General features: G+C 66.7%; 19 protein-coding genes. 9 read left to right on the forward strand and 10 right to left on the reverse strand.

All coding sequences use genetic code 11. From position 1 onward, the window contains the following. Positions 1-24: 24 nt before the first annotated feature. The 5 genes from ACQP2E_RS11765 (at position 25) to ACQP2E_RS11785 (ending at position 5,923) form a co-directional block, all read left to right on the forward strand. Positions 25-2,166 (forward strand): MMPL family transporter, encoded by a 2,142-nt coding sequence (locus ACQP2E_RS11765; protein ID WP_433830783.1) that lies wholly within the window; start codon positions 25-27, stop codon positions 2,164-2,166. Between the two features lie 25 nt (positions 2,167-2,191). Next, on the forward strand, positions 2,192-3,091 hold the full coding sequence (locus tag ACQP2E_RS11770; protein ID WP_433830785.1) for an AEC family transporter: 900 nt from the start codon (positions 2,192-2,194) through the stop codon (positions 3,089-3,091). Between the two features lie 25 nt (positions 3,092-3,116). Then, on the forward strand, positions 3,117-3,644 hold the full coding sequence (locus ACQP2E_RS11775; RefSeq protein WP_433830787.1) for a hypothetical protein: 528 nt from the start codon (positions 3,117-3,119) through the stop codon (positions 3,642-3,644). A gap of 72 nt (positions 3,645-3,716) precedes the next feature. After that, positions 3,717-4,172, forward strand: coding sequence for a hypothetical protein (locus ACQP2E_RS11780; RefSeq protein WP_433830789.1), 456 nt, complete (start codon positions 3,717-3,719; stop codon positions 4,170-4,172). A gap of 248 nt (positions 4,173-4,420) precedes the next feature. Next, a complete protein-coding gene (locus ACQP2E_RS11785; protein ID WP_433830791.1) occupies positions 4,421-5,923 on the forward strand; it encodes a family 43 glycosylhydrolase in 1,503 nt (500 codons plus the stop codon). A gap of 333 nt (positions 5,924-6,256) precedes the next feature. Here ACQP2E_RS11785 and ACQP2E_RS11790 read toward each other — a convergent pair whose 3' ends face one another. Further along, a complete protein-coding gene (locus tag ACQP2E_RS11790) occupies positions 6,257-7,816 on the reverse strand; it encodes a pectate lyase family protein (protein WP_433830793.1) in 1,560 nt (519 codons plus the stop codon). 326 nt (positions 7,817-8,142) lie between these two features. On the opposite strand from ACQP2E_RS11790, the gene ACQP2E_RS11795 reads away from it, so the two are divergent. Beyond that, on the forward strand, positions 8,143-8,370 hold the full coding sequence (locus ACQP2E_RS11795; RefSeq protein WP_433830795.1) for a hypothetical protein: 228 nt from the start codon (positions 8,143-8,145) through the stop codon (positions 8,368-8,370). Here the strand turns inward: ACQP2E_RS11795 and ACQP2E_RS11800 are convergent. Genes ACQP2E_RS11800 through ACQP2E_RS11810 form a run of 3 tightly spaced genes read right to left on the reverse strand, consistent with a single transcriptional unit; the run spans position 8,357 to position 10,696 of the window. Continuing rightward, positions 8,357-8,992 (reverse strand): nucleoside/nucleotide kinase family protein, encoded by a 636-nt coding sequence (locus ACQP2E_RS11800; protein WP_433830797.1) that lies wholly within the window; start codon positions 8,990-8,992, stop codon positions 8,357-8,359. The two genes, ACQP2E_RS11795 and ACQP2E_RS11800, sit on opposite strands and share 14 nt — an antisense overlap. After that, positions 8,989-9,855 carry a sugar phosphate isomerase/epimerase family protein gene (locus tag ACQP2E_RS11805; protein WP_433830799.1) on the reverse strand — a complete coding sequence of 289 codons (867 nt, stop codon included), beginning with the start codon at positions 9,853-9,855 and terminating at the stop codon, positions 8,989-8,991. Before ACQP2E_RS11805 ends, ACQP2E_RS11800 begins: the two co-directional genes overlap by 4 nt. Continuing rightward, positions 9,848-10,696, reverse strand: coding sequence for a substrate-binding domain-containing protein (locus ACQP2E_RS11810; protein ID WP_433830801.1), 849 nt, complete (start codon positions 10,694-10,696; stop codon positions 9,848-9,850). The genes ACQP2E_RS11805 and ACQP2E_RS11810 overlap by 8 nt, the downstream gene beginning before the upstream one ends. 125 nt (positions 10,697-10,821) lie before the next feature. Between ACQP2E_RS11810 and ACQP2E_RS11815 the strand changes: the two genes are divergently transcribed. Further along, entirely contained in the window at positions 10,822-12,018 is a 1,197-nt protein-coding gene (locus ACQP2E_RS11815) for an ROK family protein (protein ID WP_433833896.1), read from the forward strand. 50 nt (positions 12,019-12,068) lie between these two features. On the opposite strand, the gene ACQP2E_RS11820 is transcribed toward ACQP2E_RS11815, so the two are convergent. The 3 genes from ACQP2E_RS11820 to ACQP2E_RS11830 are packed head-to-tail and all read right to left on the reverse strand — an operon-like array spanning position 12,069 to position 16,248. After that, positions 12,069-14,123, reverse strand: a complete 2,055-nt coding sequence (locus tag ACQP2E_RS11820; protein ID WP_433830803.1) for a DUF3488 and transglutaminase-like domain-containing protein — start codon at positions 14,121-14,123, stop codon at positions 12,069-12,071. Continuing rightward, positions 14,120-15,148, reverse strand: a complete 1,029-nt coding sequence (locus tag ACQP2E_RS11825) for a DUF58 domain-containing protein (RefSeq protein ID WP_433830805.1) — start codon at positions 15,146-15,148, stop codon at positions 14,120-14,122. The genes ACQP2E_RS11820 and ACQP2E_RS11825 overlap by 4 nt, the downstream gene beginning before the upstream one ends. Positions 15,149-15,183: 35 nt before the next feature. Beyond that, entirely contained in the window at positions 15,184-16,248 is a 1,065-nt protein-coding gene (locus ACQP2E_RS11830; RefSeq protein WP_433830807.1) for an AAA family ATPase, read from the reverse strand. A gap of 231 nt (positions 16,249-16,479) precedes the next feature. Here ACQP2E_RS11830 and ACQP2E_RS11835 point away from each other — a divergent pair, with 231 nt between their 5' ends. Both ACQP2E_RS11835 and ACQP2E_RS11840 read left to right on the forward strand, forming a co-directional pair. Next, complete coding sequence (locus ACQP2E_RS11835; protein WP_433830809.1) at positions 16,480-18,225, forward strand: hypothetical protein; 1,746 nt, start codon at positions 16,480-16,482, stop codon at positions 18,223-18,225. A 13-nt stretch (positions 18,226-18,238) separates the two neighbouring features. After that, complete coding sequence (locus ACQP2E_RS11840; RefSeq protein WP_433830811.1) at positions 18,239-18,817, forward strand: hypothetical protein; 579 nt, start codon at positions 18,239-18,241, stop codon at positions 18,815-18,817. 12 nt (positions 18,818-18,829) lie between these two features. On the opposite strand, the gene ACQP2E_RS11845 is transcribed toward ACQP2E_RS11840, so the two are convergent. The 3 genes from ACQP2E_RS11845 to ACQP2E_RS11855 form a co-directional block, all read right to left on the reverse strand. Further along, on the reverse strand, positions 18,830-21,361 hold the full coding sequence (locus ACQP2E_RS11845; protein ID WP_433830813.1) for a CHAT domain-containing protein: 2,532 nt from the start codon (positions 21,359-21,361) through the stop codon (positions 18,830-18,832). Positions 21,362-21,363: 2 nt separating this feature from the next. Continuing rightward, entirely contained in the window at positions 21,364-21,717 is a 354-nt protein-coding gene (locus ACQP2E_RS11850) for a hypothetical protein (protein ID WP_433830815.1), read from the reverse strand. A gap of 194 nt (positions 21,718-21,911) precedes the next feature. Then, positions 21,912-22,313: a hypothetical protein gene (locus tag ACQP2E_RS11855; RefSeq protein ID WP_433830817.1), complete on the reverse strand. Its 402-nt coding sequence runs from the start codon at positions 22,311-22,313 to the stop codon at positions 21,912-21,914. Positions 22,314-22,389 lie beyond the last annotated feature (76 nt).

Raw genomic sequence — 22,389 nt, forward strand, 5'->3', positions numbered from 1 at the left:
GGATCGGTTGCCGAACGGTTGTTTGTGGCAACCCTGTTGTATCGGCTGGGCCGGTTCTCGTTCCGCCGGCGCAAGCTGACCCTCGCGGGCTGGGTACTGCTGCTCATTGCCTTCGGGGTCGGTGCGGCCACGCTGTCCGCGCCCACCACCAGTGCGTTCTCCATCCCGGGCACCGAGTCGTTCCGGGCCATGGAGGTGATCGCCGAGAAGTTCGGCGCGAGCTCGGACAACGCCTCGGCGAAGGTCGTCTACACCTCGTCGGCAGGGCTGACCGACGCCGAACTGGAGCCGGCCGTCACCGCGTTGAAGAAGCTGGCGACGGTGGCCGACCCGGTGTACTCCTCGAACAAGCAGACCGCGTACGTGACAGTCACCTACGACGTGCCCGTCACCGATGTGAGCATCGCGGAGCGGGAGGAGCTGATCGCCGCCGGGCGGACCGGCGGTGTCGCCGCCGAATTCTCCGGCGAGGTCACCGAGACCGTCGAGGAGAGCCACGCCTCCGAGGCGCTCGGCATCATCGTGGCCGCGTTCGTCCTGCTGATCACGTTCGGCTCGCTGGTCGCGGCCGGCCTGCCGCTGGTCACCGCGATCGTCGGGGTGGGCGTCGGGATGCTCGGCATCGAGATCGCGACCGGCTTCTTCGACCTGTCCAGCTCCACCTCGGCGCTCGCCACGATGCTCGGCCTCGCGGTCGGCATCGACTACGCGCTGTTCGTCGTCTCCCGGTACCGGCACGAGATCGCCACCGGCCGCGCCGGCGAGGAGGCGGCCGGTCGCGCCGTCGGCACCGCCGGTTCCGCTGTCGTCTTCGCCGGCCTCACCGTGATCATCGCGCTGGTCGCACTCTCGGTGACCGGCGTCCCGTTCCTCACCGCGATGGGTGTGGCAGCGGCCTTTACCGTCGGTGTCGCCGTGCTGATCACGCTGAGCCTGGTCCCGGCCGTTCTCGGCTTCGCCGGCATGCGGATCCTGCCGCGCAAGCACCGCGCCGACCCGGCGGCCGTGGAGCACCACGCGAAGGTGCCGTTCGGCGAGATGTGGGCGCGCAACGTGCTCCGGCACCGCTGGATCGCGCTTGTCCTCTCGCTCGTGATGATCGGCGCGGTGGCTCTGCCGGCAATGGATCTGCGGCTCGCGCTTCCCGACGACAGCACCGCGGCCGAGGACTCCACCCAGCGCAAGGCGTACGACCAGCTGGCCGCCGGGTTCGGCGCCGGATTCAACGGCCCACTGATCGTCGTGATCGAAGCGGGCGCCGGCGCTGCCCAGGCAGCGGCGATCCAGGCGCAGCAGCTGATTGGCGACCTCGACGACGTGGTGACGGTCAGCGATCCGGTCGCCAACGGGTCCGGGGACACCGCGATGCTCACTGTCATCCCGGACAGCGGCGCGACAAGCGAAGCGACGAAGGATCTGGTGCACGACATCCGCGCGCACTCACTCGTCGGCGCGACGATGGCGGTCACCGGCGCCACGGCGGTCAACATCGATGTGTCGGAGAAGCTCACCAATGCTCTGATTCCGTACCTGGCAATTGTTGTCGGTCTGGCCTTTGTGCTGCTCATGCTGGTGTTTCGCAGCATCCTGGTGCCGCTCAAGGCGACGATCGGGTTCCTGCTGTCGGTGGCTGCCGCGTTCGGCGCGCTCGTCGCGGTCTTCCAGAAGGGCCATCTGGCCGGCCTGATCGGGCTGGAGACGACCGGGCCCCTCGTCAGCATCATGCCGATCTTCCTGATCGGGATCCTTTTCGGTCTCGCGATGGACTACGAGGTCTTCCTGGTGACGCGTACCAGGGAGGAGTACGTGCACGGCGCCGCGCCCGACGATTCGGTGATCAGCGGCATGAGGCACGGCGCGCGGGTGGTCACCGCGGCCGCGCTGATCATGATGAGCGTGTTCGCCGGCTTCATCCTGGCCGCCGACACGATCATCAAATCGCTCGGTTTCGCCCTCGCGTTCGGCGTGGCCGTCGACGCGTTCCTGGTCCGGATGACCATCGTGCCGGCGGTGTTGTCGCTGTTCGGCCGGGCCGCGTGGTGGCTGCCCGGCTGGCTCGACCGGGTCCTGCCGAACGTCGATGTCGAGGGTGAGGAGCTCACCCGCCGTCTGCGCGAGGAGTCCCGGCCGGACTCCGGGAGTGAGATTCCGGCCGCAGCGGCCTGACCCGGGTCTGTGAAACCGTGCGACGGTGTCCAACGCGCTGTCCGGGTTTCTCCTTCTCGCGGTCATCGTCCTGATCGGCTGGGTTCTGCGCCGTTGGGGACGGTTGCCGGAGAACGCGGAGGCGGTGCTGGGCCGGCTCGCGTACACCGCCCTCGCGCCCTGCCTGCTGTTCGAAGGCACCGTCAACGCCGACCTGCACCTGCTGATCAGCGGCCCGCTGCTGGTGTCGACACTCGCCGCGGTCATCTGCTTCGCGATCTTCGCGCTGATCTTTTTCAGACGTGATCGCTCGATCCGCATCCTCGGCGCGCTCTGCGGCGGGTACACCAACGCGAACTACATCGGCATTCCCGTCGCCACCTACGTCCTCGGTGACGCCTCGCTGGTCATCCCCATCGTCCTGCTGCAGCTGCTGATCATCACTCCGCTCGCACTGATGCTGCTGGAGGCACGCGGCTCCCTGCGGTCCGCGCTGTCAGGACCCGCGGCAAACCCGCTGGTCGCGGCGGTCACCCTGGGTGCATTGGTCAACATCACCGGGGTACGCGTACCGAGCGCGCTCCTCGACCCGATCGTCACCGTCGGTCAGGCGGCGGTGCCGGTGGTCCTGATCGCGTTCGGCATGTCGTTGTCCGGCCGCCGGGTGCTCGCGCCGGGTCCTGACCGGGTGCCCACGGTGGTGGCCGTGACGCTGAAGCTGCTGGTCATGCCGGCCGTGGCGGCCCTGCTGGCGGTGGCGCTGCGCCTGCCGGAGTCGTCGGTCTACACGGTGACCGTGCTGGCCGCGCTGCCGGCCGCGCAGAACCTGTATCTCTACGCCCAGCGCGCCGAGACGCCGCTGATCCTGGTCCGGGACGCCATCTTCCTGTCCACAGTGCTCTGCCTCCCGGTGATGCTGCTGATCACGCTGTTGAGCAATCGGTGAGCGTTCGCATGAAATGATCGTGGCCGTGTCCCGGAAGCGATTGATCGTGGTGGTTGTGGTGGCCGTTGCCCTGGCCGCCGGGCTCGGCGCCTGGTGGGCGCGGCCACGGGTTGCCGAGGGCAGCCTCATCGGCGCCGGCGACGGCATGACCTGGGCGAACGACGGGGTCGAAGACACCCGGATGCTGGTTCGAGGGCGGCAGACCGGGCCGGTCACCGCCACGTTCAGCATCCGCAACGACGGACGCCTGCCGTTCTCCGTGGAGGGCCTGGATGTCTCCGATGAGGGAGACTGGCTCGCTCAGCAGACGGTCACATTCGTCGCGGGTCTGCCCGGCGACGACCCCACGGTGAAGCCGGTCGACCGGATCACCCTCGGCCGGGGCGAGGAGGCGACCGTGAACTGGTCGATGGACATGTCATCCGCCGAGTCGCTCGGCGAGGGCGACATCGTGGAGATCGACGCTCTCCGGTTCCGCTTGAGCTGGCTGGGCCTTCCCCGCACCGGGGAGCTGCTCCTCGACCAGCCGATCACCTTCGTCGGCCCGATATAACACCGAGGAGCCGGCCGCTTCATTGCGCGGCGCGTCGACGATCCCTATCTTGCCGCCGATCTGACCGCGGACGTGTTCCTGCTGGTCATCGACTCAGCGCACACCTATCGCCCGGAGCGGGGCAGTGTCGTCGGCTGGATGTTCGGTGTGGCGTACAACGTCCTGGCCGCCGGACGGCGGCGCGCGCGCCGGGAGATGGCCGCGACCCGGCGAATAGCCGGGCGGCGGCTGCTCGAACCCGCCGGCATCGCCCGCATCGAGGAACGCATCGATGCCGAGAACGCCGCCCGCGAGATCCACCGGGCGCTGCGACGTCCCCGGCCCGACGGGCCGGCTGCTGGAACTCGTCGCCGTCGACGGTCTCGCCGTGACCGAGGCGGCGGCCGCGGGACCCGGAAGGGCTGGAGGCACGGATCGAGGCGTTCGGACTGGTCGACTGGGCGCCGCTGGCGAGCGAGGACCACTACTTCAAGGTGCATCCCGAGTACGTCGGGCCGGGGCAGACCTTCGTCTCCACCGTACAGATGAAGAAGGGTGACCAGCGCGCTGCGATCAGGCTGGCGAATGGGCCGGTCGCAGCGTGCGACCCGGTGCCCGGAGATCTCGTCCCGGTTCGACGCTGACGAATGTTCGCGTTGACACGGATTGCCACGAACTGCGGGATCTGACTCACGAGAGCGCTAACATTTATCGATTTTTTCTGGGATGTTACGAGCAACCTTCGCGGCCCTCCCAGCCACTTGGGTTGCAACCGTCCTCATGGAAGGAACATCCCCATGTCCCTTGCGATACCCCGCCGTCTCCGGGCGGGTCTCGTCGTCATCCTCATGGTCGCCGCGGCGCTCACCGCGGTCGTCCTCCAGCCGCGGAAGAGCGAGGCGGCTGTCGCGTTCACCAACCCGGTCGCCCAGGCGCCGTACGGCGCCGACCCCTGGATGGGGTACGACAACGGCTACTACTATGTGGCCGCTACGACCTGGAACTCGCAGGTCGTGATCAAGCGGGCAACGTCGGTGGCGGCGCTGCCCGGCGCCACCGAGAACGTCGTCTACACCGGGACGGCCGCCGCCAGCTGCTGCAACGTGTGGGCGCCGTCGATGCACAAGCTGACCGGCCCGAACGGGACCCGCTGGTACCTCTACTACTCGGCAGGAACCACCGCCTGCTGTGACGGTCAGCGCTCGTTCGTGCTGGAGAGTTCGGGCACCAGCCCGTTGGGGCCGTACACGTTCAAGGGCCAGCTCAACGTCCAGGCGAACAACGGCTGGGCGATCGACGGCAGCGTCGCGACGATCAACGGAGCGAACTACTTCCTCTATTCGTCCTGGGTCGGCGACCTGCAGAGCCTGTTCATCGCGCCGATGAGCAACCCGTGGACGGTTTCCGCGTACGGAACCCGGATCTCCTACCCGACGCACGACTGGGAGAAGGTCGGCGGCAACACCGAGGAGGGCCCGTACATTCTGCAGCGCAACGGGCAGACGTTCCTGACGTTCTCAGCCAGCTCCTGCAACACCCCCGACTACAAGATCGGCATGCTGACCCTGACCGGCAGCAACCCTCTGGCCGCATCGTCGTGGACGAAGAAGAGCACGCCGCTCTTCCAGCGCAGCGATGCCAACAGCGTGTACGGCCCTGGCCACCACTCGTTCTTCACCTCACCGGACGGCAGTGAGACGTGGATGGCGTACCACGCGAACGAGACCACCGCGCAGGGCTGCGGCGCCACCCGCACGACCCGGATCAAGAAGGTGAGCTGGAACTCCGACGGCACGCCGAACCTCGGCACCCCGGACAAACTCTCCACGTCGCTGACCGCGCCGGCCGGTGACCCGGGTGGCACCGTGTCGTTCCCGGTTTCCGGCACCCGTTATCGGCTCGTCAACCAGGCCAGCGGCAAGGTCCTCGACGCGCAGAACTGCGGCACCGCCAACGGGACCGCGATTCAGCAGTGGACGTCGCTCGGCAATGCCTGCCAGCAGTGGACGTTCACGAAGACGACAAGCAACTACTACCGGATCACCAACGCCAACAGCGGCACGGTCCTCGACTCGGTGAACTGCGGCGCTGCGAACGGGACGGCCCTTGATCTGTGGGCGTCGCTGGGCAACGCCTGCCAGGAGTGGAGCGTGACCCCGATCAGCGGCGGCTACCTGATCGCCAACCGGGGCAACGGCCTGGTCCTCGACGTGACGAACTGCGGCACCGGCGACGGCGTGGCAGTCCGCCAATGGACGTCCCTGGGCAACGCCTGCCAGCAGTGGAACATCGTGGCGTAACCAGCGGCTGGCAGCGCTCCCTCGCATCATCAGATCTTGTGGAGTTCCCCGAACCGTTTGCGGGGAACTCCACAAGATCGAACGACCGCCGCAGATCTTGTGCGGTTCAGCCGTTCCGTCGGCCGCAAACTCACAACTTGCCGGTGGTCGCCGGTGCGGTCGGTCGTTTTAGGGTGGTTCGCGAGGTCGCGGGTGACGCGTTGTCCCCACGTTCGTGGATGGTGCTGGCTTTGTGGAGACCTGTGGGGGTCAGAGCATCCACCGGACGATTCGGCGGGGTGCTGTGCGTCGACCCGCCCAGCAGTGGCCGGGCGGGTCGGCGAGTGGGGTTGGTCAGGAGGCGTAGGTTTCGAACTCGCCTACTCTGGGCGTACCCGAGGCGCTGTTGATTTTGAATGTGATCTTGGTGGTGGATGTCGCGGTGAAGGAGATGACTCCGGAGCCGGATCCGCTGGTCAGGACCGCACCGGTGGAGCCGTTGAGCACCTGGTACGCACCGATCGCGCCGCCGCCGCTGGTCTCACGAATGTTGATGCGCGAGATCGTCTTGGCGGTGTCCCACTTGATCGAGATGTCACCGGTGGTGCCGTTGGGTGACCAGTACGTGGCGAGGTTGGCGTCGCGGACGTTGCCGTAACTCGTGCCGTTCGCCTTGCTGGAGCCGTCCGATCCGGCGCCGATGCTCAGGTTGGTGCCGGACGGCTGGGACGGGGTGGCCGACGGCGAGGACGGCGGGGGAGTGGACGGCGACGCTGACGCCGACGGCGACGACGACGGGGGAGTGGACGGCTGGGACGTCGTCGAACACGTCCCGGTCGACGTCTTGATCCCCTTGTTCGCGCCGGCCGTCAGCGCCACGATCGACGGCACGCACGAGGCGTTGTCCAGCGTGTACGAGTACGGCACGCTCACGCTCGTGTTAGACACCGGGTTCGGACCGGCCGGGTTGTTGTCGGTCCCCGGCGACGACCACGTCACGTTGTCGAAGATGTTGCCGCTGACCTGCCAATACCCTGCCGCGTCGGTGTAGAACGTGCCGAGCACGTCCTTCGAGTCCTCGAAGTAGTTGTTGTCCACCTTGGCGCGGGCGCCGGCCCGGGAGTTGATCCCGGACTCGTTCAGCGAGACGTAGTGGTTGTTGTAGATGTGCGCGATCCCGCCCCGCAGCAACGGCGTACGCGAGTCGATGTTCTCGTACTTGTTGTGGTGGAACGTGATGTTCCCGCTGCCGGTGTCGGTCTCGCTCGACCCGATGAGCCCGCCGCGTCCGGAGTTGCGCAGGATGGCGTAGGACAGCGTCACGTACTCGACGTCGTTCTTCAGGTCGAACAGGCCGTCGAAGCCCTCCGACTCGCCGCCGGACGCCTCCAGCGTGACGTGGTCCACCCAGACGTTACGGACCGTGCTCTCCATGCCGATGGCGTCGCCGCCGTTGGACGTGGGTGAGCCGGACTTCTTGACGTTCCGCACCGTCACGTTCTGGATGATGATGTTGCTGGAGTCCCGGATGTGGATGCCGAGCTGGTCGAAGACCGCCCCGCCGCCCACTCCGATGATGGTGACGTTGCTGATCTCCTTGAGCTCGATCACCCCGGCCGCGGTGTTGCAGCTGCTGCCGGAGACCTTCGCCGTGTTGCCGTGGTTGATGGTGCCCTCGACCTCGATGGTGATCGGGGTGCTGGCGCTGGCCCGGGTGCAGAGGGCGGTGTGGATCGCGGTGCCGGTGGTGGCCCGGACGGTCGTCCCGCCGTTGCCGCCGGTGGTGCCGCCGTTCGCGGCCGCGAATCCGGTGGCGTTGCCGACGGCCGCCGCGTTCGCCTGGGCCAGGGGGAGGGCCAGGGCGGCGGCGGCAACCACGCCCGTGCCGATGCTGATCGCAAGTGCTCGTTTCATGCATGCCTCACTCAAGCTTGGGGATGTCGTCGAGGTGCAGGAAAGCGCTTTCCTGACGAACGATAGAAGCGCATCGATTAACCCGCAAGAAACATCCGGGCCAATCTAGTTGCAGGTTTGTTGTCGTCGTCGGCTGGTCGATCCACCCTCGGATGCGGTGATCCTCCCCGCCGCGGGCGCCACCCCCCCGCTCAAGGCCACCACGAGCGGCAAGTGCATCGACGTGCCGGCTGGTTCGGCCCGCCTCGGCGTCCAGTTGCAGCAGTGGGGCTGCGTGGCCTCACGGACCACCGGTGTCGCGGGCGGCTCGACCGTCACGGTGACCAGTGCCCTCCGCGCTGGACAGCGCGCTGCAGGCCGCCGGCGCCCGCATCATCAAGATCTCCGGAACGATCGCTCTGACCGGCATGCACCGGGTGGCCTCGAACAAGACCATCCAGGGCGCAGGCTCCAGCTCAGGTCTCAGCGGCGGTGGACTCACCCTCGATCTTGGGCTTGCCGCACACCCTGCTTGTGCGGCACTCGAAAAGCCAGGCCGCGTCAGCAGTCGCTGAGGATCGGGTGGTTCAGCTCGGCGGTGACCACCAGGTCGGCTCGGGTGCGGGTGGCCTCGACCAGCATGGCGTTGTGTTCGTCGGTGCCCTCGGCCCAGGCGATCGCGTCGGCGGCGTCCTTGCCGAACATCATGTGGCGGCGGACCAGGCGGCGCATGCGTTCGCCGGAGTCCAGGTCGACGTACCAGATCTCGTCGAACAGCTCGCGCGCGGCGGACCAGCGCGGATCGTCGAGCAGCAGGTAGTTCCCCTCGCTGACGATCAGCCTGGTCGCGGGGAACACCGGGATCGACCCGGCGATCGGCTGCTCGAGTGTGCGCTCGAAGCTTGGTGCGTACAGAATCTCGTCCTGATCCTGGCGGAAGCGGCGCAGCAAGGCCGCGTACCCGAAAGCGTCGAAGGTCTCGGGCGCGCCTTTGCGCGACCGGAGGCCGAGGCGGTCGAGCTCGATGTCGGCCAGGTGGAAGCCATCCATCGGCACGTGCGCGACCCCCTCGCCGAGCGATCTGATCAGCGCTTCGGCGAGGGTGGTCTTGCCGGCGCCGGGCGGGCCGGTGATGCCGAGGACCGCGCGGCGGCCGTTGCCGGTCAGCGCACGGGCCCGGTCCAGCAGGTGGTTCATCGTGGGTACGCCGAGAGCATGGTGGCGATGTACGCGCGGGCGTGCCGAGCCAGGTCCTCGCCGTCGGTCCAGAGGTTCCGCCAGATCGCCAGGTCGTTGGAGAGGCCCTCCATGACGACAGCGGACGAGAACGACTCGAACGTGATCGGGCCGGTGTATCCGATGTCGCCGAGCGCGTGGAAGAACGCCGTGAAGTCGAGGTGCCCGGAGCCGAGGTATCCACGGTGGTTCTCACCGATGTGCACGTACCCGAGGCGGTCGCCGACCTCCAGCACCGGGCGTACGAAATCGTCCTCTTCGATGTTCATGTGGTACGTGTCGAGGTGGATCAGCACGTTGTCCTCGCCGATGTCGTCGGCCAGACGCAGCGCGTCGTGTGCGGTGTTGATGACGTTGGTCTCGTAACGGTTGCAGATCTCCAGGCCGAGGGTCATTCGCCGGCTGCGGGCCTCTTTGGCGAGCTGCCGCAGAACGGTGATCACGTTGTTGCGCCCGGTCCCGGTGAGTGGCGCGCTGTATTTGCCGAGGGCGCTGTAGAGGGCGCCGGTGAAGATTCTTCCGCCGAGGCCATTGGTGAGTTCCAGCGAGTCATGCAACAGATTTTCGCCTTTTTTCACGATATCGAGGTCGTCGCTGGACACGTCGGCGTCGAACGCCAGCCCGCGTGAACAGGCGACCTGCAAGCCCGCGTCATCAAGCGCTGCCCGCGCATCGGCAACATCCAGATTCAACGAGTCATGCAGCGACAATTCCAGCAGGTCGAACCCGGCAAGCTTGCTCTGCGCCACCGCGTGCCGGACCGACGCCGGCGACGTGTCACCCGTCCAGACCAGAGCGTGCACACCGATCGGATTCTCAGCCATTCTTAGCTCCCGTGATCAGGGCGACGATCTCTTCGCCGCTGGTTTCCTCGGTGCGGCGCCCGCCGGCACAACGGCCGGCGCGCATCACCTGACCGGTCTTGCCGGCGGTGGCGACCGCGCGGGCCACGCCGAGGCCCATGTCGTCGTTGGCGACGAAGAATCCGGCGAGATCCGGCTGGGCGCGCAGGATGTTGGTGGCCTGGGTGAGCGCTTCCTGGCGTTCCCAGTTCGCCGCGACCGTCTGAACGAGGTCGAGCTTGCCGGTGACCGCGGTGCTGAATCCTTCGACGCGGGCGCCGGAGGTGACGTCACCGGCGGTGCCGCCGATGGCGGCGACCTTGCCGCCGCCGGGCAGCAGGGTCAGCATCTGCTCACCGGCTTTCTGCCCCGCCGAGACGTTGTTGGTGCCGATGTACGTGGCCGGGGTCGCGCCGGCCGCCTTCGCCGCCTCGGCGTCCACCGGGCTGTCGATGTTGACGATCGTCTTCTTCTGCGCGGCGAGCTGCGCGATGCCCTGGATCAGGTTGGTGCCGGAGATCGGGTTGACGATGTAGCAGCCGAAGTCCTGCCCGGCCAGGCCGGTGAGTTTGTCGGCCTGCCCGGTGGTGTCGCTGATCGAGTTGGCGGCCTGCACGGTGACGGTGGTCCCGGACGTCGTGGCCTGGTCGTTGATGCCCGCTTCCATGCTCTGGAAGAACGGGTTGTCGAGACCCTTGATGACCGCGGCGACCTTCGCGTCGCCGCCGGCGGTCGTGCCTTCATCGCCCGAGCCGCAGGCCGAGACGAGTACGAGGGCGGCGACGGTGGATCCGGCCGCTATGCACCGACGGGTTCTACCCATGGGAGGGGTCCTGTCTATGTGTCGTTGGGGTTACGTCGATTGAACGGCCGACTTATGACGACTGTCAAGCAAAAGTTGGCGACCTTTCGATTAGTGGATGAACGTAATAGGATCGCGACGTGTCCATGACCGCGTCGCCCCTAGCCGTCGCAGCCGGTCCCGGCGACGTCCTGCAGCTCTTCCGGACCCAGCCGACCCTCACCCGCGCCGACGTGATGGCGCAGACCGGGCTGTCCCGCTCCACCGTCAACCAGCGGCTCGACGCGCTGCTCAGCGCCGCCCTGGTGGTGCCCAGCGGCGAGGGCGCGCCCACCGGCGGCCGACCGGCCAGCCGGTTCGCGTTCAACAGCGACCGCGGGGTGCTGCTGGTCGCGGACATCGGGGCGACCGGCATGCGCATCGCCCTGTGCAACCTGCGCGGCGAGGTACGCCACGAGCGCGATCAGGACATCGACGTCGCCGATGGCCCGTCGCCCGTGCTCACTGCCGTGGACGTCGCGTTCCGGGCGCTGCTGGCATCGGCGGGCTGCGACCCGGCCGACGTGCACGGCATCGGCATCGACGTCCCCGGCCCGGTCGACTTCGACAGCGGCCAGGTGGTCAGCCCGCCGATAATGAGTGGCTGGGACCGATACGACATCCCGGCCTGGTTCACCGGCCGCTACGACTGCCCGGTCCTGGTCGACAAGGACGTCAACGCGATGGCCGTGGGCGAGCACCGCAGCGTCCACCCGCACGTACGCCAGCTCCTGATGATCAAAGCAGGCACCGGCATCGGCGCCGGCATGATCATCGACGGCGGCGTCTACCGAGGCGCCGACGGCGCAGCCGGCGACATCGGCCACATCCAGCTCTCCGTCTCCGACCTCTCGGGTACGGACGCGCCGGTCTGCCGCTGCGGCAACGCCGGCTGCGTCGAGGCGTACGCGGGTGGCTGGGCCCTGGTCCGCGACCTGAACTCTGCTGGACGCAGCGTGCGTACCGTCTCCGACGCGGTCGCCCTGATCCGCACCGGCGACGTGACAGCGGTTCGGCTGGCCCGCCGGGCAGGCCGCATCCTCGGCCACGCCATCGCCGACTCGGTGAGCCTGCTCAACCCGAGCGTGGTCGTGGTCGGCGGCCAGCTCGCCGGGATCGAGGAGCAGCTGTTCGCGGGCATCCGCGAGATGGTCTACCGCCGCTCACTACCGCTGGCGACCAGAAAACTGACCATCGTCGCGACGACGCTCGGCCCCCGCTCCGGCCTGGTAGGCATGGCCCTCCTGCTGGCCGACAGCATCTTCGCGGCCCCAAGGGTGGAGACCCTGATCGCTCGCCAGTGATCCCACCGCTCCGTCCTGAGCCGGACGCGACGAGAACGGCGATTCAGACATCACCGCCGGATTGGGAGCCGGAAGAGATACCGGAGCCTTTCGCGACGAGTCCGGGAGCGCCGCAATGCTCGACGGACGACTGCCGCTGACTGCCAGGCCGCCCCAGCATCGTCCTGGGAACATGGGAACGGGCTGTACAGTGCCTGATCGGCCAAAAGTGCCAGTTGCGCACCGGCGACGTTCGCCTCGCTGCTGCGCGCGGTGATCACCTCGTACAGCATGCCTGGAGTGAGCGTGCGAGAAGGGGCCTCGGTAATTGGCGCACACTGCCCGAGTACATCGCGCCAAGCTCTGATGACCTGCTGATCCGGTGTTCCGCCACGGTGCCGCCACCAGAAGCGCCGAACGGGGGGCGCGATCAGCACGATGCCGAGCGAAAATACTGCGGCGATCAGGATGATGAGCGCCAGAGGCCAGATCCTGCCGACGTCGGCACGGTCAGCGACCGGTGCGGCGGGATCCAAGGCGACCGTGGGAGGCGGGTCGTTCAGGTCGGGCGGTGGCTGTTCGGCGGGCGGTGGTGGCGCTTCGGCGGTGGTCGCGGGTGGGGTCGGGTCGTACGTCACCCAACCGGCGGCGACATATTTCAGCTGGACCCAGACACGTGCGTCGCGCCCGCGCACATTGACTGTCCCTGCCGTATCATGCGTAGACGCCGCGAAGCCGACGACGAGGCGTGCGGGGATTCCCAGTTGTCGCATGGCGAGAGCGAACGCGACAGCGAACTGGACGGTGGTGCCGGGTCGTCCTCCGATGAGAAACCCGGCCATGGCGGCGGCGCCCGCTGTGCTCGGGATGCCGGTGACGTTACGCCGATGATTGCGGAGGTACCACAGGACCGCACCGGCGCTTTGGGCCGCCGGCATTCCGGCGCGCAGCGGCGCCTGGCGCAGGAGTGCGCTCACGTCATCGCGAAGAATCTCCGGCACGGCCAGCTCGTCGGAAGTCCCGGCAGCCGCTGGTTCGCTCTTGGTGGGGATCGGTTCGAGCGAGGCCAGGGAGGTCACTTGGTAGCGAGTGCCGGGTCCGGGCGGTTTCGTGGCGAGCAGAACACCATCGGAGGCGTCTACCGCACCGACCGCCCCGCTGACGCGTACGGGACGGTCCGCAGCCGGCAGATAGAGGCAGTCAAGCTCCCGGATCTCGATCCGTTGTTGGACTGTGGCTTCCCGTATCGGGCCGGAGTTTGGGGGTACTCCCAGGCCTGCGGCGCTGAAGGTTGCTGATGACGTCCAGGTTTGGCTGTCGTAGCGGTCCAAGACTGCGAGGCGCCATTGCCGGACGGGTCCTGCCTCGGCAGTGAACAGGACGTCCTCGGGTGGAGCAGAGAGCCAGCCACCTACCTGGTCCAGTAGATCAACCTGCATGGAAATCCCGGCAGATCGTGAAAACCAGTCACGAGGATCGTTGCGGTCGGCCGCGGTTCGGTTCGGCAGCCACCATAGGGGAACCGCAGCGACCACAACCGCGAGAAATGCTGCTGCGCTGCGGGCACGACTGTAGAGCGCGACTCGTCGGACATTGCCGGCGATCAAGAGCCCGACTGCGGCCATGCCCAGCAGAAGTGACGTCCGGTGCGCGGCGCCCAGACCCGATGCGACGACTCCGAGTACACCCACGGCGGCAGATGGGAGTAGCGACTCGAGTCCACCGGGCCGGCGCTGGAGCAGGACGGCCGTCGCTGCGGCGGCGGCAGCGGTCCACAATGTCGCGATCAGCGCCAGGTGCGGCGGCAACGGGAGCGTCAGCCGTAGCAGGTCACCGGGGCCGTCCCGGACGACCGTGGCGATTCGGGCCCAGCCGTCCGCGCCGGTCGAGGTTGCGAGGTCGACCGGCTGGCGCAGGACGGCGATCGACACGATTGGCCCCGCCAGCACAGTGGGGACGGCGAGCAGGTGCCGCGGGTACAGGATTGCGACGGCAACTGCGGTGAGCGATACGGCCAGGCTGATCCCGGCTGACGGTTCGAAAGCCGGCGCGAAGGTGAGCCCGGCACCAGAGGCGGCTGCTACAGTCGCCAGCCGGCCGACGACGTCGACCCGATAGGAAGTCATCGGTGGTTCCACCGCTGCCACGCGGCGGCCGCCTCGTCCAGGCTAGTGATGACCAGGTCCTCGCCGCCGGTTTGAATGTCCGATCGCCGGCTGGTGAACGCGAGGATCGGGCCGTGGGGCGAGTACGCCCGTCGCAGTTCGGCCACCCTGCGGGGGTCGGCCGTCACCACAGCGGTGACTGGGCGGCCAAGGGGCGATGCCGTGGTCCCCGCTGGTCGTGCGGCCACGGTGAGCAGAGCCTCGTCGGCGCTCTCGGGCCCATAGACCTGGTCCACGCCGTCGAGGACGAGATCTGCACCGGCCCGGACGAACGACTGGGCGAGATCGACAGCGCATTCGAAGGCCTCGTCATGCTCCCGCGCCGATTCCGGAGAAGGCGGCCCTCCAAGGAAATGTGGATCAAGCACGATGACATGTTCCTCGACGACAGCAGGGGCGAACTGCCGAACGTAAAGCCCGTCGTCGGAGGCGCGAGCGGACGCGGCCCAGTCGATGTGCCGGATGTCGTCACCGGGTTCGTACTCGCGGAGCCCGGCGAAGGCCATTCCTGCTCGGAACATGGCCGATGCGGGGCGGCCGTCCCGGTCGTCGGAGGTGGTTTCCGGCAGCTGCTCCAGCGGCACGTGATGTGGTCGTACGGTAATGGTGACAGACCCGCCGGTGAAGGTGACCTTTCGCTTCCATAAGGCGAGAGGTCCGAGGTCCAGCACTTGGTCGATCGTGAATCGTACCCGGCCTCGGTGAAGCGGCGGTGACTTTCGGTGAAGCGGTCTGCCGGTGGGCAGCGGGATCGTCACAATATCTTCGGCGATGCGCAGCCGGGCGATGCCCCGTCCAGTGGTTGTAACTCCGATCATCATGGTGCCGCCGCGCACCGTTTCGTGCGCGTCACAGGTTATCTCTATGTGCAACGGACTACGGGAACGCAGCTGTGCGGGGAAGCCGAGGACCAGGAGGGTAGCGCCCGTCACGGCTAGAGCAAGGGCCACCGGGTAGCCGTACAGGAGCCAGCCCACCAGCGACATCAGGGAGCAGATCGCGAGCGCGACTCCGTTGGCGGTCACGTCCCGAACCGTCTCGGGCGTACCGTCGCCGGGTGCGCGGTGTGATCCTGCGGTACACGGACGTCGTCGATGATGCGGGTCATCATGTCCCGCTGGGCATCGGCAGTGCTCCGGGCTCCTGAGAGGACGATGCGGTGGGCGAGGACGTCTACGGCGATTTCTCGGATGTCGTCTGGACGGAGGAATGGCTCACCCCGTATGCGGCCGGTGCCTAACTCCCTCTCCCAGCGCAGCAATGCATTGACCCGCGACGCACGCAGAAGTTCCGCGCTGGCTCGTGGACTGGCGCCCAGGGCCACTTCGGGGCTATTCCGGGTGGCGTCGATGACGTCCAGCAGATAGTCGTAGACCGAGTCGGCAACCGGGAGGCGAGACGCGTACTCGGCCATGGCGCGTAGCTGCCTGGCCGGAATGCCGCGTTCTGGAGTGACGCTGGCCGGCGTGCCCCAGACGAGGCTGCCCTGCGCCTTGAGCATCTCGCGAGCCGGATTACGATCGGGATAACCGAGCGTGAGGCGCATCAGGAAGCGGTCGAGTTGAGCCTCGGGCAGCGGGTATGTGCCCAGGGTCTCCTGCGGGTTCTGCGTTCCGATGACCATGAACGGGTCGGGCAGTCGCTGTTCGTGCCGGAATGCCGTCACCCTGCGTTCCTGCATTGCTTCCAGCATGGCTGACTGGGTGCGGGGCGCACAGCGGTTGATCTCATCGAAAAGGACAATGTTCGCGACCACCGGTCCGGGGCGGAACGTGAATTCACCGGTCTCCCGGTCGTAGATCGAGTTGCCGATGATGTCACTGGGCAACAGGTCCGGGGTCCCTTGGATCCGGGAGGTGGTCGCGTCTTCGACTGCTCCGGCCAGAGCGCGGGCGAGGGTGGTTTTTCCGACACCGGGAACGTCGTCGAGCAGAAGATGTCCGCCGGCGACAAGACAGATCAGGGACCGCTGCACCTGCTTGTGCTTGCCGAACACCTCGCGCTCGAGAGCTTGGGTCAGATGGGTGAAAGCCTGGGAGAACGCTTCGAGTTCAGGGAGGCGTGCCGGTACTTCGTCGGTCTGCATCCTGTCTCCGGTCCGTTGGCGGATCGACGCGGGTGACATTAGCGCCCAGTTCCGGAGATGTGACTGGTTGTCATTCGAATGGTGTCCCATGTGGCCTGTTCGACCAGTGGCTGTCCAACTGTTCCGGTCGACTGATCCTCCACTCGGATCTCCGGAATCGACTCAAATGGCGGCGGCGTCCTGTATGGGTTCAGCCGTAAAGTCCTCAGCCAGTGAGGTGACCGATTGATCATGAACAATTATTCCAAGTATTTGCGCGGCGGCCACGTCACGACCATCGGAGTCCTGGTGAGCGTTCCACTCCTGCTTGCCGCCGCGGTGCTGTGGTCAGGGAAGCCGCCGCCCGCACTCCCGGTATACGAGGCCGCAACGATGTGGTTGGTCTCGCCTGCAGGGCAACTAGTCCATGCGAACGGACTGGTGGCGGCGCCGGGAGCGCAGATCATCGACGCGGTGGAATTTCCTGCGGCAAGGTCCGGAGCACAGGTGATGCGTGCCGCCGGTGCTCTCGTCGCCGCATCATCCGGTAGTCAGGTCAGTCTCATCGACACTCGGACTCATCAGACCGTGGGGTCACGGCGGATCGCTGCGTCGGAGCTCGCCTCGGACGGATCACGGATCTACCGCATTGGCGACAATGACGTGACCGTCTTGGACAGTGAGCGGCTGGCGCCGGCTGCGGTGCATCGGATAGCGGCGCGCAAGTGGTCCACCTCGGAGGATGCCCTTTATCTTCTGCGGTACGACGGGGGAGTGGTACGGATCAACGAGGATGGAGCTGAGTTCGCCGGAACGACGGACGGAGGCGCTACGGCTCTGTTGGATCGTCTCCCTGACGGGGTGGCCGCGTACGACCCCGGAAGTGGCATCGTTTCCCTCATAAGGGGGATTTCGTCAGCTGGGGCCATTCATGCGCTTGCAGGGGGATCCGCTTTTGGCGCGTCCCCGGACGGCCGGAGCGTCGCCGTCGTCACCGGACGGACCCTGCACGTGACGACGCCGCATGGTGACTTTGAGTCGCAGCTCGGTTTCGCGCCCGGAACCGATCCGCCGGTGATCCTCGGTCGGTCCGTTTATCTGGCCGACCCAGATGCCGGGCGGATTCAGGTATTCCGGACATTACCGGGACTTCCGCGAGGTGTGCAACTTGATTTCGGGTCTTCCGGGCGGATTCGTCTCGTGACGCATCGTGGCCGCGATTCCATATGGTTCGACGATGTCAGCGGGCGGGTCGCCTTTGCGATCCATGGCGGTCAGGCTCGCAAGATCGAGAAGTATGCGGCACGCCCGGACCGGCCAACGCCGCCCCGCACGTCCACCACAACCCGGCCGACGGCGACTGCTCGCCCGGGAACCGAACCGCCTGTCGAGAGCCCACGGGGCACGTCCCGGGCAAGTCGGCCGACGACTCTGCCGGCATCGAACCCACCGCCCAGCACAAGCAGCAGACCGTCGCCGGCCGTGAGCAGGACACCGTCGCCGGCCAATAGCCGATCGGTCTCGCCCAGCCCATCCTCCACAACTAGTCGGGCGCCGTCACCGAGCGCGTCCCGCACACCGAGCAGGTCTCCGTCACCGTTACCCAGCACCGATCCGCGTGAAGACTGCGGTGGCCGGGAAACCGCCCTGGAAGTGCGTGACGCTTCGTCGACTGGGCCACGCCCCCGCATTGAGGTGACGGTCTGCGAGCCGGCTTCCGGCGGCGACGAGTACTGGATCGTCAGTCGTAACGACGAAGGACTCTGGTTCGCCAAACAATTGATCGACGAGCGGCGAATCTATCGTATTCAGCTCCGTCACGGATCCGGGGAGCCGGGCCAGACTCGCGAGTTCCTGATCGTGGCCGGTCGTTCCAGCGGGGCACGTTCCTGGCTGCAGCGGAATTTAGAAGCGGACATCGGCGACCAGCCGTTCGACCGCGCAGATCTCCCCGGAGGCACGGACATCGTCTCCGCAGGTGTCTCATCCACATCCTGAAAGTGAGAACCGAATGAACGCATATCGCATCCGGCCCGCCGTCATGACCGCCGGGTTTCTGGCCGTACTCTGTGCTCTCGCCGGCTGCCCGTCAGGGAACGGCGACACCGGCGCGCAGCAAGTGTCCACATCATCGGAGCCCGCCGTCTCTGCGGCGCAGCCCACGCCCTCGACCGGGCAGCTCCCCGAGGGCGCAGTGGAGTTGGACTCACCAAAAGACGAGGCCGAGGTGAAACGGTGCGAGATCTTCAAGGGCCGGGCCAACCTGCCGGATGACAAGACGATCATCATCGGAGTTCGCAACAAGGACAACCACAATCCGGAACGATATTTCGAGGCGGTCACTGATTGGGAATACCCCGAGGACCTCGACTCCTGGACCGGCATGCAGTGGTTCGGTGACGCGGACAGCGCCGTTGGGCAGAGCTTCCGGGTAGAGGTCTTGATCGTTGACCTCGAACTCGCCCGGAGCATGAACAGGCAGGCGAAGGAGAAGGGCTGGCACTCACCGGAGAATCCCGATGGGGCCGAGGTGGCAGCTCACATCGATCTCGACCGGGTCAAAGGCGCAGGCCCGAAGGAGTGCAGCTGATCAGCAGCGCGCTCAGCACGCAGATACCCGTTTCTGGTCGACCCGTACCTGTGCGGCGCGCCGCAAGTCATTGATCGGGATCTGACTGTCGAAGTTCCCTTCCGCAGTGCTCTGTGCCTCGCGAATCGCTTCGACCTCACCCACCAGTACGTAAATGTCGTGCTCCTGATCGCGGGCGCCGCCTCCCGCCACCTTCGCGCTCCATGCGCGCCGGCTCGCCTGAGTCTCGGGATCGTCGACCAGATAGTAGAAAAACGGTGTGCCGTCCTTGCGGACCTGCCGGATCGCGGCCATGAGCGTTTGCCCGGGGGCGAGTCCTTCCACGGTTCCTTGCAGGAGGATGCAGCCATCGACGCGGGCACCCTCCGTCGGTGAGGTGATGACGACACCGGTGGCCACCGGATCGTTCAGCCACGGCGGCTCGGTGGCTTCCGGAGCAGGCTTGACAGCGGCGGTGGTCGTAGCCGGATTGTTCGTCGGCGTCGCGGGCCCAGCCTGGTAGGGGTCAGTCGTCCGGCCGTTCGCCCACACCACCGCCGTGATGATCAGAGTGCAAGCGAGTAACGCGCTTGCGGTGATCGTCCCCCGTCGTACGTCTCTTCTCAGGCGCGTCGCAGTCGGCTGCGATGTCTGTGGGTAATCGAGTTCGCGTTCGTGCCTGGTGACCTCGGGGGGCACCGTGCCGATCGATCCTGGTTCCCGTTCCTCCGGGCCGTGCACGGTTACCGTCGCGGACCCGGACTCCGCCGGGGCCGGGTGGTCGGCAACCGGGCGCAGACGGTCGGCGAACGGGTGGAGGAGATAGCGTGACGAGCCGAAGGTGGCCCGGGCGAGCTCGGGTTCTTCGGCACGTGATGTGACCACGACCCACGACTTGCCCCCGAGCAGATGCTTGAGGAAGCGATGGAGTTCGGCCCTGTCGGGCAGACCGTTGTCGCCGCTGTCCAGGATCAAGAGGTATTGATGGGCGCGTAGGTGGTTCGCGACCCGCTCCATCTGCACGTTCCAGGAAGACTCGTGAAAAGATTGGAATTCGGATCCCGAGAAGAGAGCCGACGCAATGTCGCGCACGATGGCGCGGGTTGACAAAGCTGGGTCATCGAGGGGAATCGTCACTGCCTGCTTGGCGAGTCCGGTACGCAGCCACCACCAGCGCAACAGTTCCGTGGTGAAGGCTGTCTTACCGGCGCCAGCGGCTCCGTGGATCAGAATCTCGTTGGGGGCACCCGGGCGCAGCAGCATTCGTTCGACGGCGAAAACGTCGGAGTCCCGGCCGGTGATCGCGTGCGGTTCCGGCCCAGCGTCGGCCCGTTCTGCGTAGTGCTCCTCAAGCTCCTGCTTCGTCATGGTCGGAAACTCCAGGCGTACTGTCTCCGCCTGTTGGAAGATGACCGGCACGAGCCAGTCCTCCAGTCGCACTCTCCGATTGAGTTGGTCCACCCGCATCGGGTTGAAGAGAAGCTCTCGCCGGGCCTCCTTGACAGCCTGAGCTGGGTTCTTGCCGCCGGCCATCGCACGGTAGAAGACAGGCATGGCCTGCTCCGCGGCCAGCGGCGTCACCGCATACGCCATCCCCACCGCCACCGGAACTCCGGCGGCACAGAGACGTTCGGCGAGGCTGGAGTCGTTGCTGGGGCCCTTTGCTGACTGGCAGGAATTGAGCACGGCCACCGGAATCCGATGCCGTGCAAGTAATTCCGCCACGGCATCGGCCGGCACCGGGCCTGCCGTTCCGTCGGTATCGGTCTCGAAGAGGAGATAGGCGTCCTCGTCGTCGAGGCCCTTGTGCGGCGGGAGCGGCTCGGCTGATCCTGGCAGTTCCTGCAATCGGCGCGGGGTCGATACGATGCCGTGTGCGTCGAAGTGGATGGCCTGATACCAGCCAGGGCCGCGGCGGGGATCCTCATTGACGTTGTGGAGGTGCTGTTCCAGCGCTCGCCAGGTACCTGGTCGTACGAGATCGACCCGAAACGGTTGGTCGGAGTTCCACGACTCGGCGAGCAGGACCCGGGTGACCGTGCGGTAATTGAGATCATCCGCTCCGTATGGCCGAGCCGGCACCACGAGCACGTTCAAGGAGGCCCGAGCGCCGTCGGTTGTCCACATGATCCGAGGATCACGAGCCCGCCGTTGGACCGGAATCATCACTGACAGCGGCTCTCCGAAGTCCGGGTGCCGCAACGCCTCCCAGTGCAGCCGGTGGAATTTGAGGTTACCGGTGATGAGGAGGCGGCAGTCGGCGAAGGCGCGTCGCCGGTACTGCTCCAGTTCCAGGCCGACGTCGGTTCGGCCGAACAGTTGCTGGAACAGCTCTACTCCGTACTTCCGCAGTTCGTCTACGGCCTCCTGCCGTCGTTCGTTGCGCCCGGGAGCGGACGCCAGTGATTTCTCGAAGTACCAGCTGAGGAGATCTTCGGTGCCCGCACGCGCAGGGTCTCTGATCTCTACCGTGAACTCGCGTTCACGATTGAAGCGGAGACTCACCTGGAATCGGCCATCGCCACGATCTCGTAGTTCGCTGACGTCGATGATGATGTCGACCATGATCAGGCTGATTGTTGTTCGTCGCTGATCGGCGTCTTCTTCATGACGAACACGGTCCGCAGGTTGTCATCGGTCGTTTCCTCGACCGCGGCGACATCGTCACCCGCCAGTGGCCGGCACTTGCGGTAGAGCCGGGTCACAAGTTCGATCAGGACGGTGCTGCCCACATTGACTGCCAGTGGGATGACTACGAACTCGACGATCTGTGGAAAGTCGTAATGGGTCGGTGTCGAGCGATGAACCTCTGGTGAGGCGTCCATCAAGGCTTTGGCCTCGGTGTCATTCTCCCAGGCGTCGGCAATCTCACGAGCGTCGACTCCCAAGTCGGCGGCGAGTACCAGTTGGACCTCAACCACGATAACTTCCCTTCGCCGGGCGTGCTCGAGCAACGTCCGTCCATCGTGCCCGGCGTCCGGTGAGCACGACATCACCCGACGCGGCGATCAAAGTTTGGCCGTAGGTCGGTATCGATGAACCTCCAGACCGTCGGTTATGGCCGTTACGACCGTAGGACGACCAGGGGGGGCCAGACTCGTGTGGGCCCGGGGTGTTAGTGGTCCAGAGGAATATCGCCGTACGGCTCGTCGCGGTGTCGGGTGACGGTGGTGGCCTGGCGCAGCGGGACTTGGTCCTGGCAGTGATCGGACCCGAATTCCCCAGGATCGAGGCGGCCGTGGCTGCGGTTGTACAGCAGGCGGACGGCCAGGTCGAGGTAGGGCCGGTGGGTGGTGTTCCGGTAAAACTCGACCAGCGCCGATTCGGGCTCGGACGGCCGGGCGGCTGGTCCGTTCCGGTGACCGAAGTGACGGGTGACCCGAAGGGCCTCACCGAAGGCCTCGAAAGTGGCCTGCCAGTCGCCGAGGAGGCCGCCTGGGGTGAACCGCGCCGCGTCGGCGGGCAGGGACCGGGGCGGACGGCGGCTGACTGGTGGGAGGACGGGACCCTGATTCATCGGGCGCTCCTCAGCCGACACGAAAATGCCGAAAACGTTTTCGCTAGGTTTGAGATCCGCCTCTCGCCTCGTTAAC

Origin of the sequence: Actinoplanes sp. CA-015351, assembly GCF_050955685.1 — a bacterium.
Lineage (GTDB): Bacteria > Actinomycetota > Actinomycetes > Mycobacteriales > Micromonosporaceae > Actinoplanes.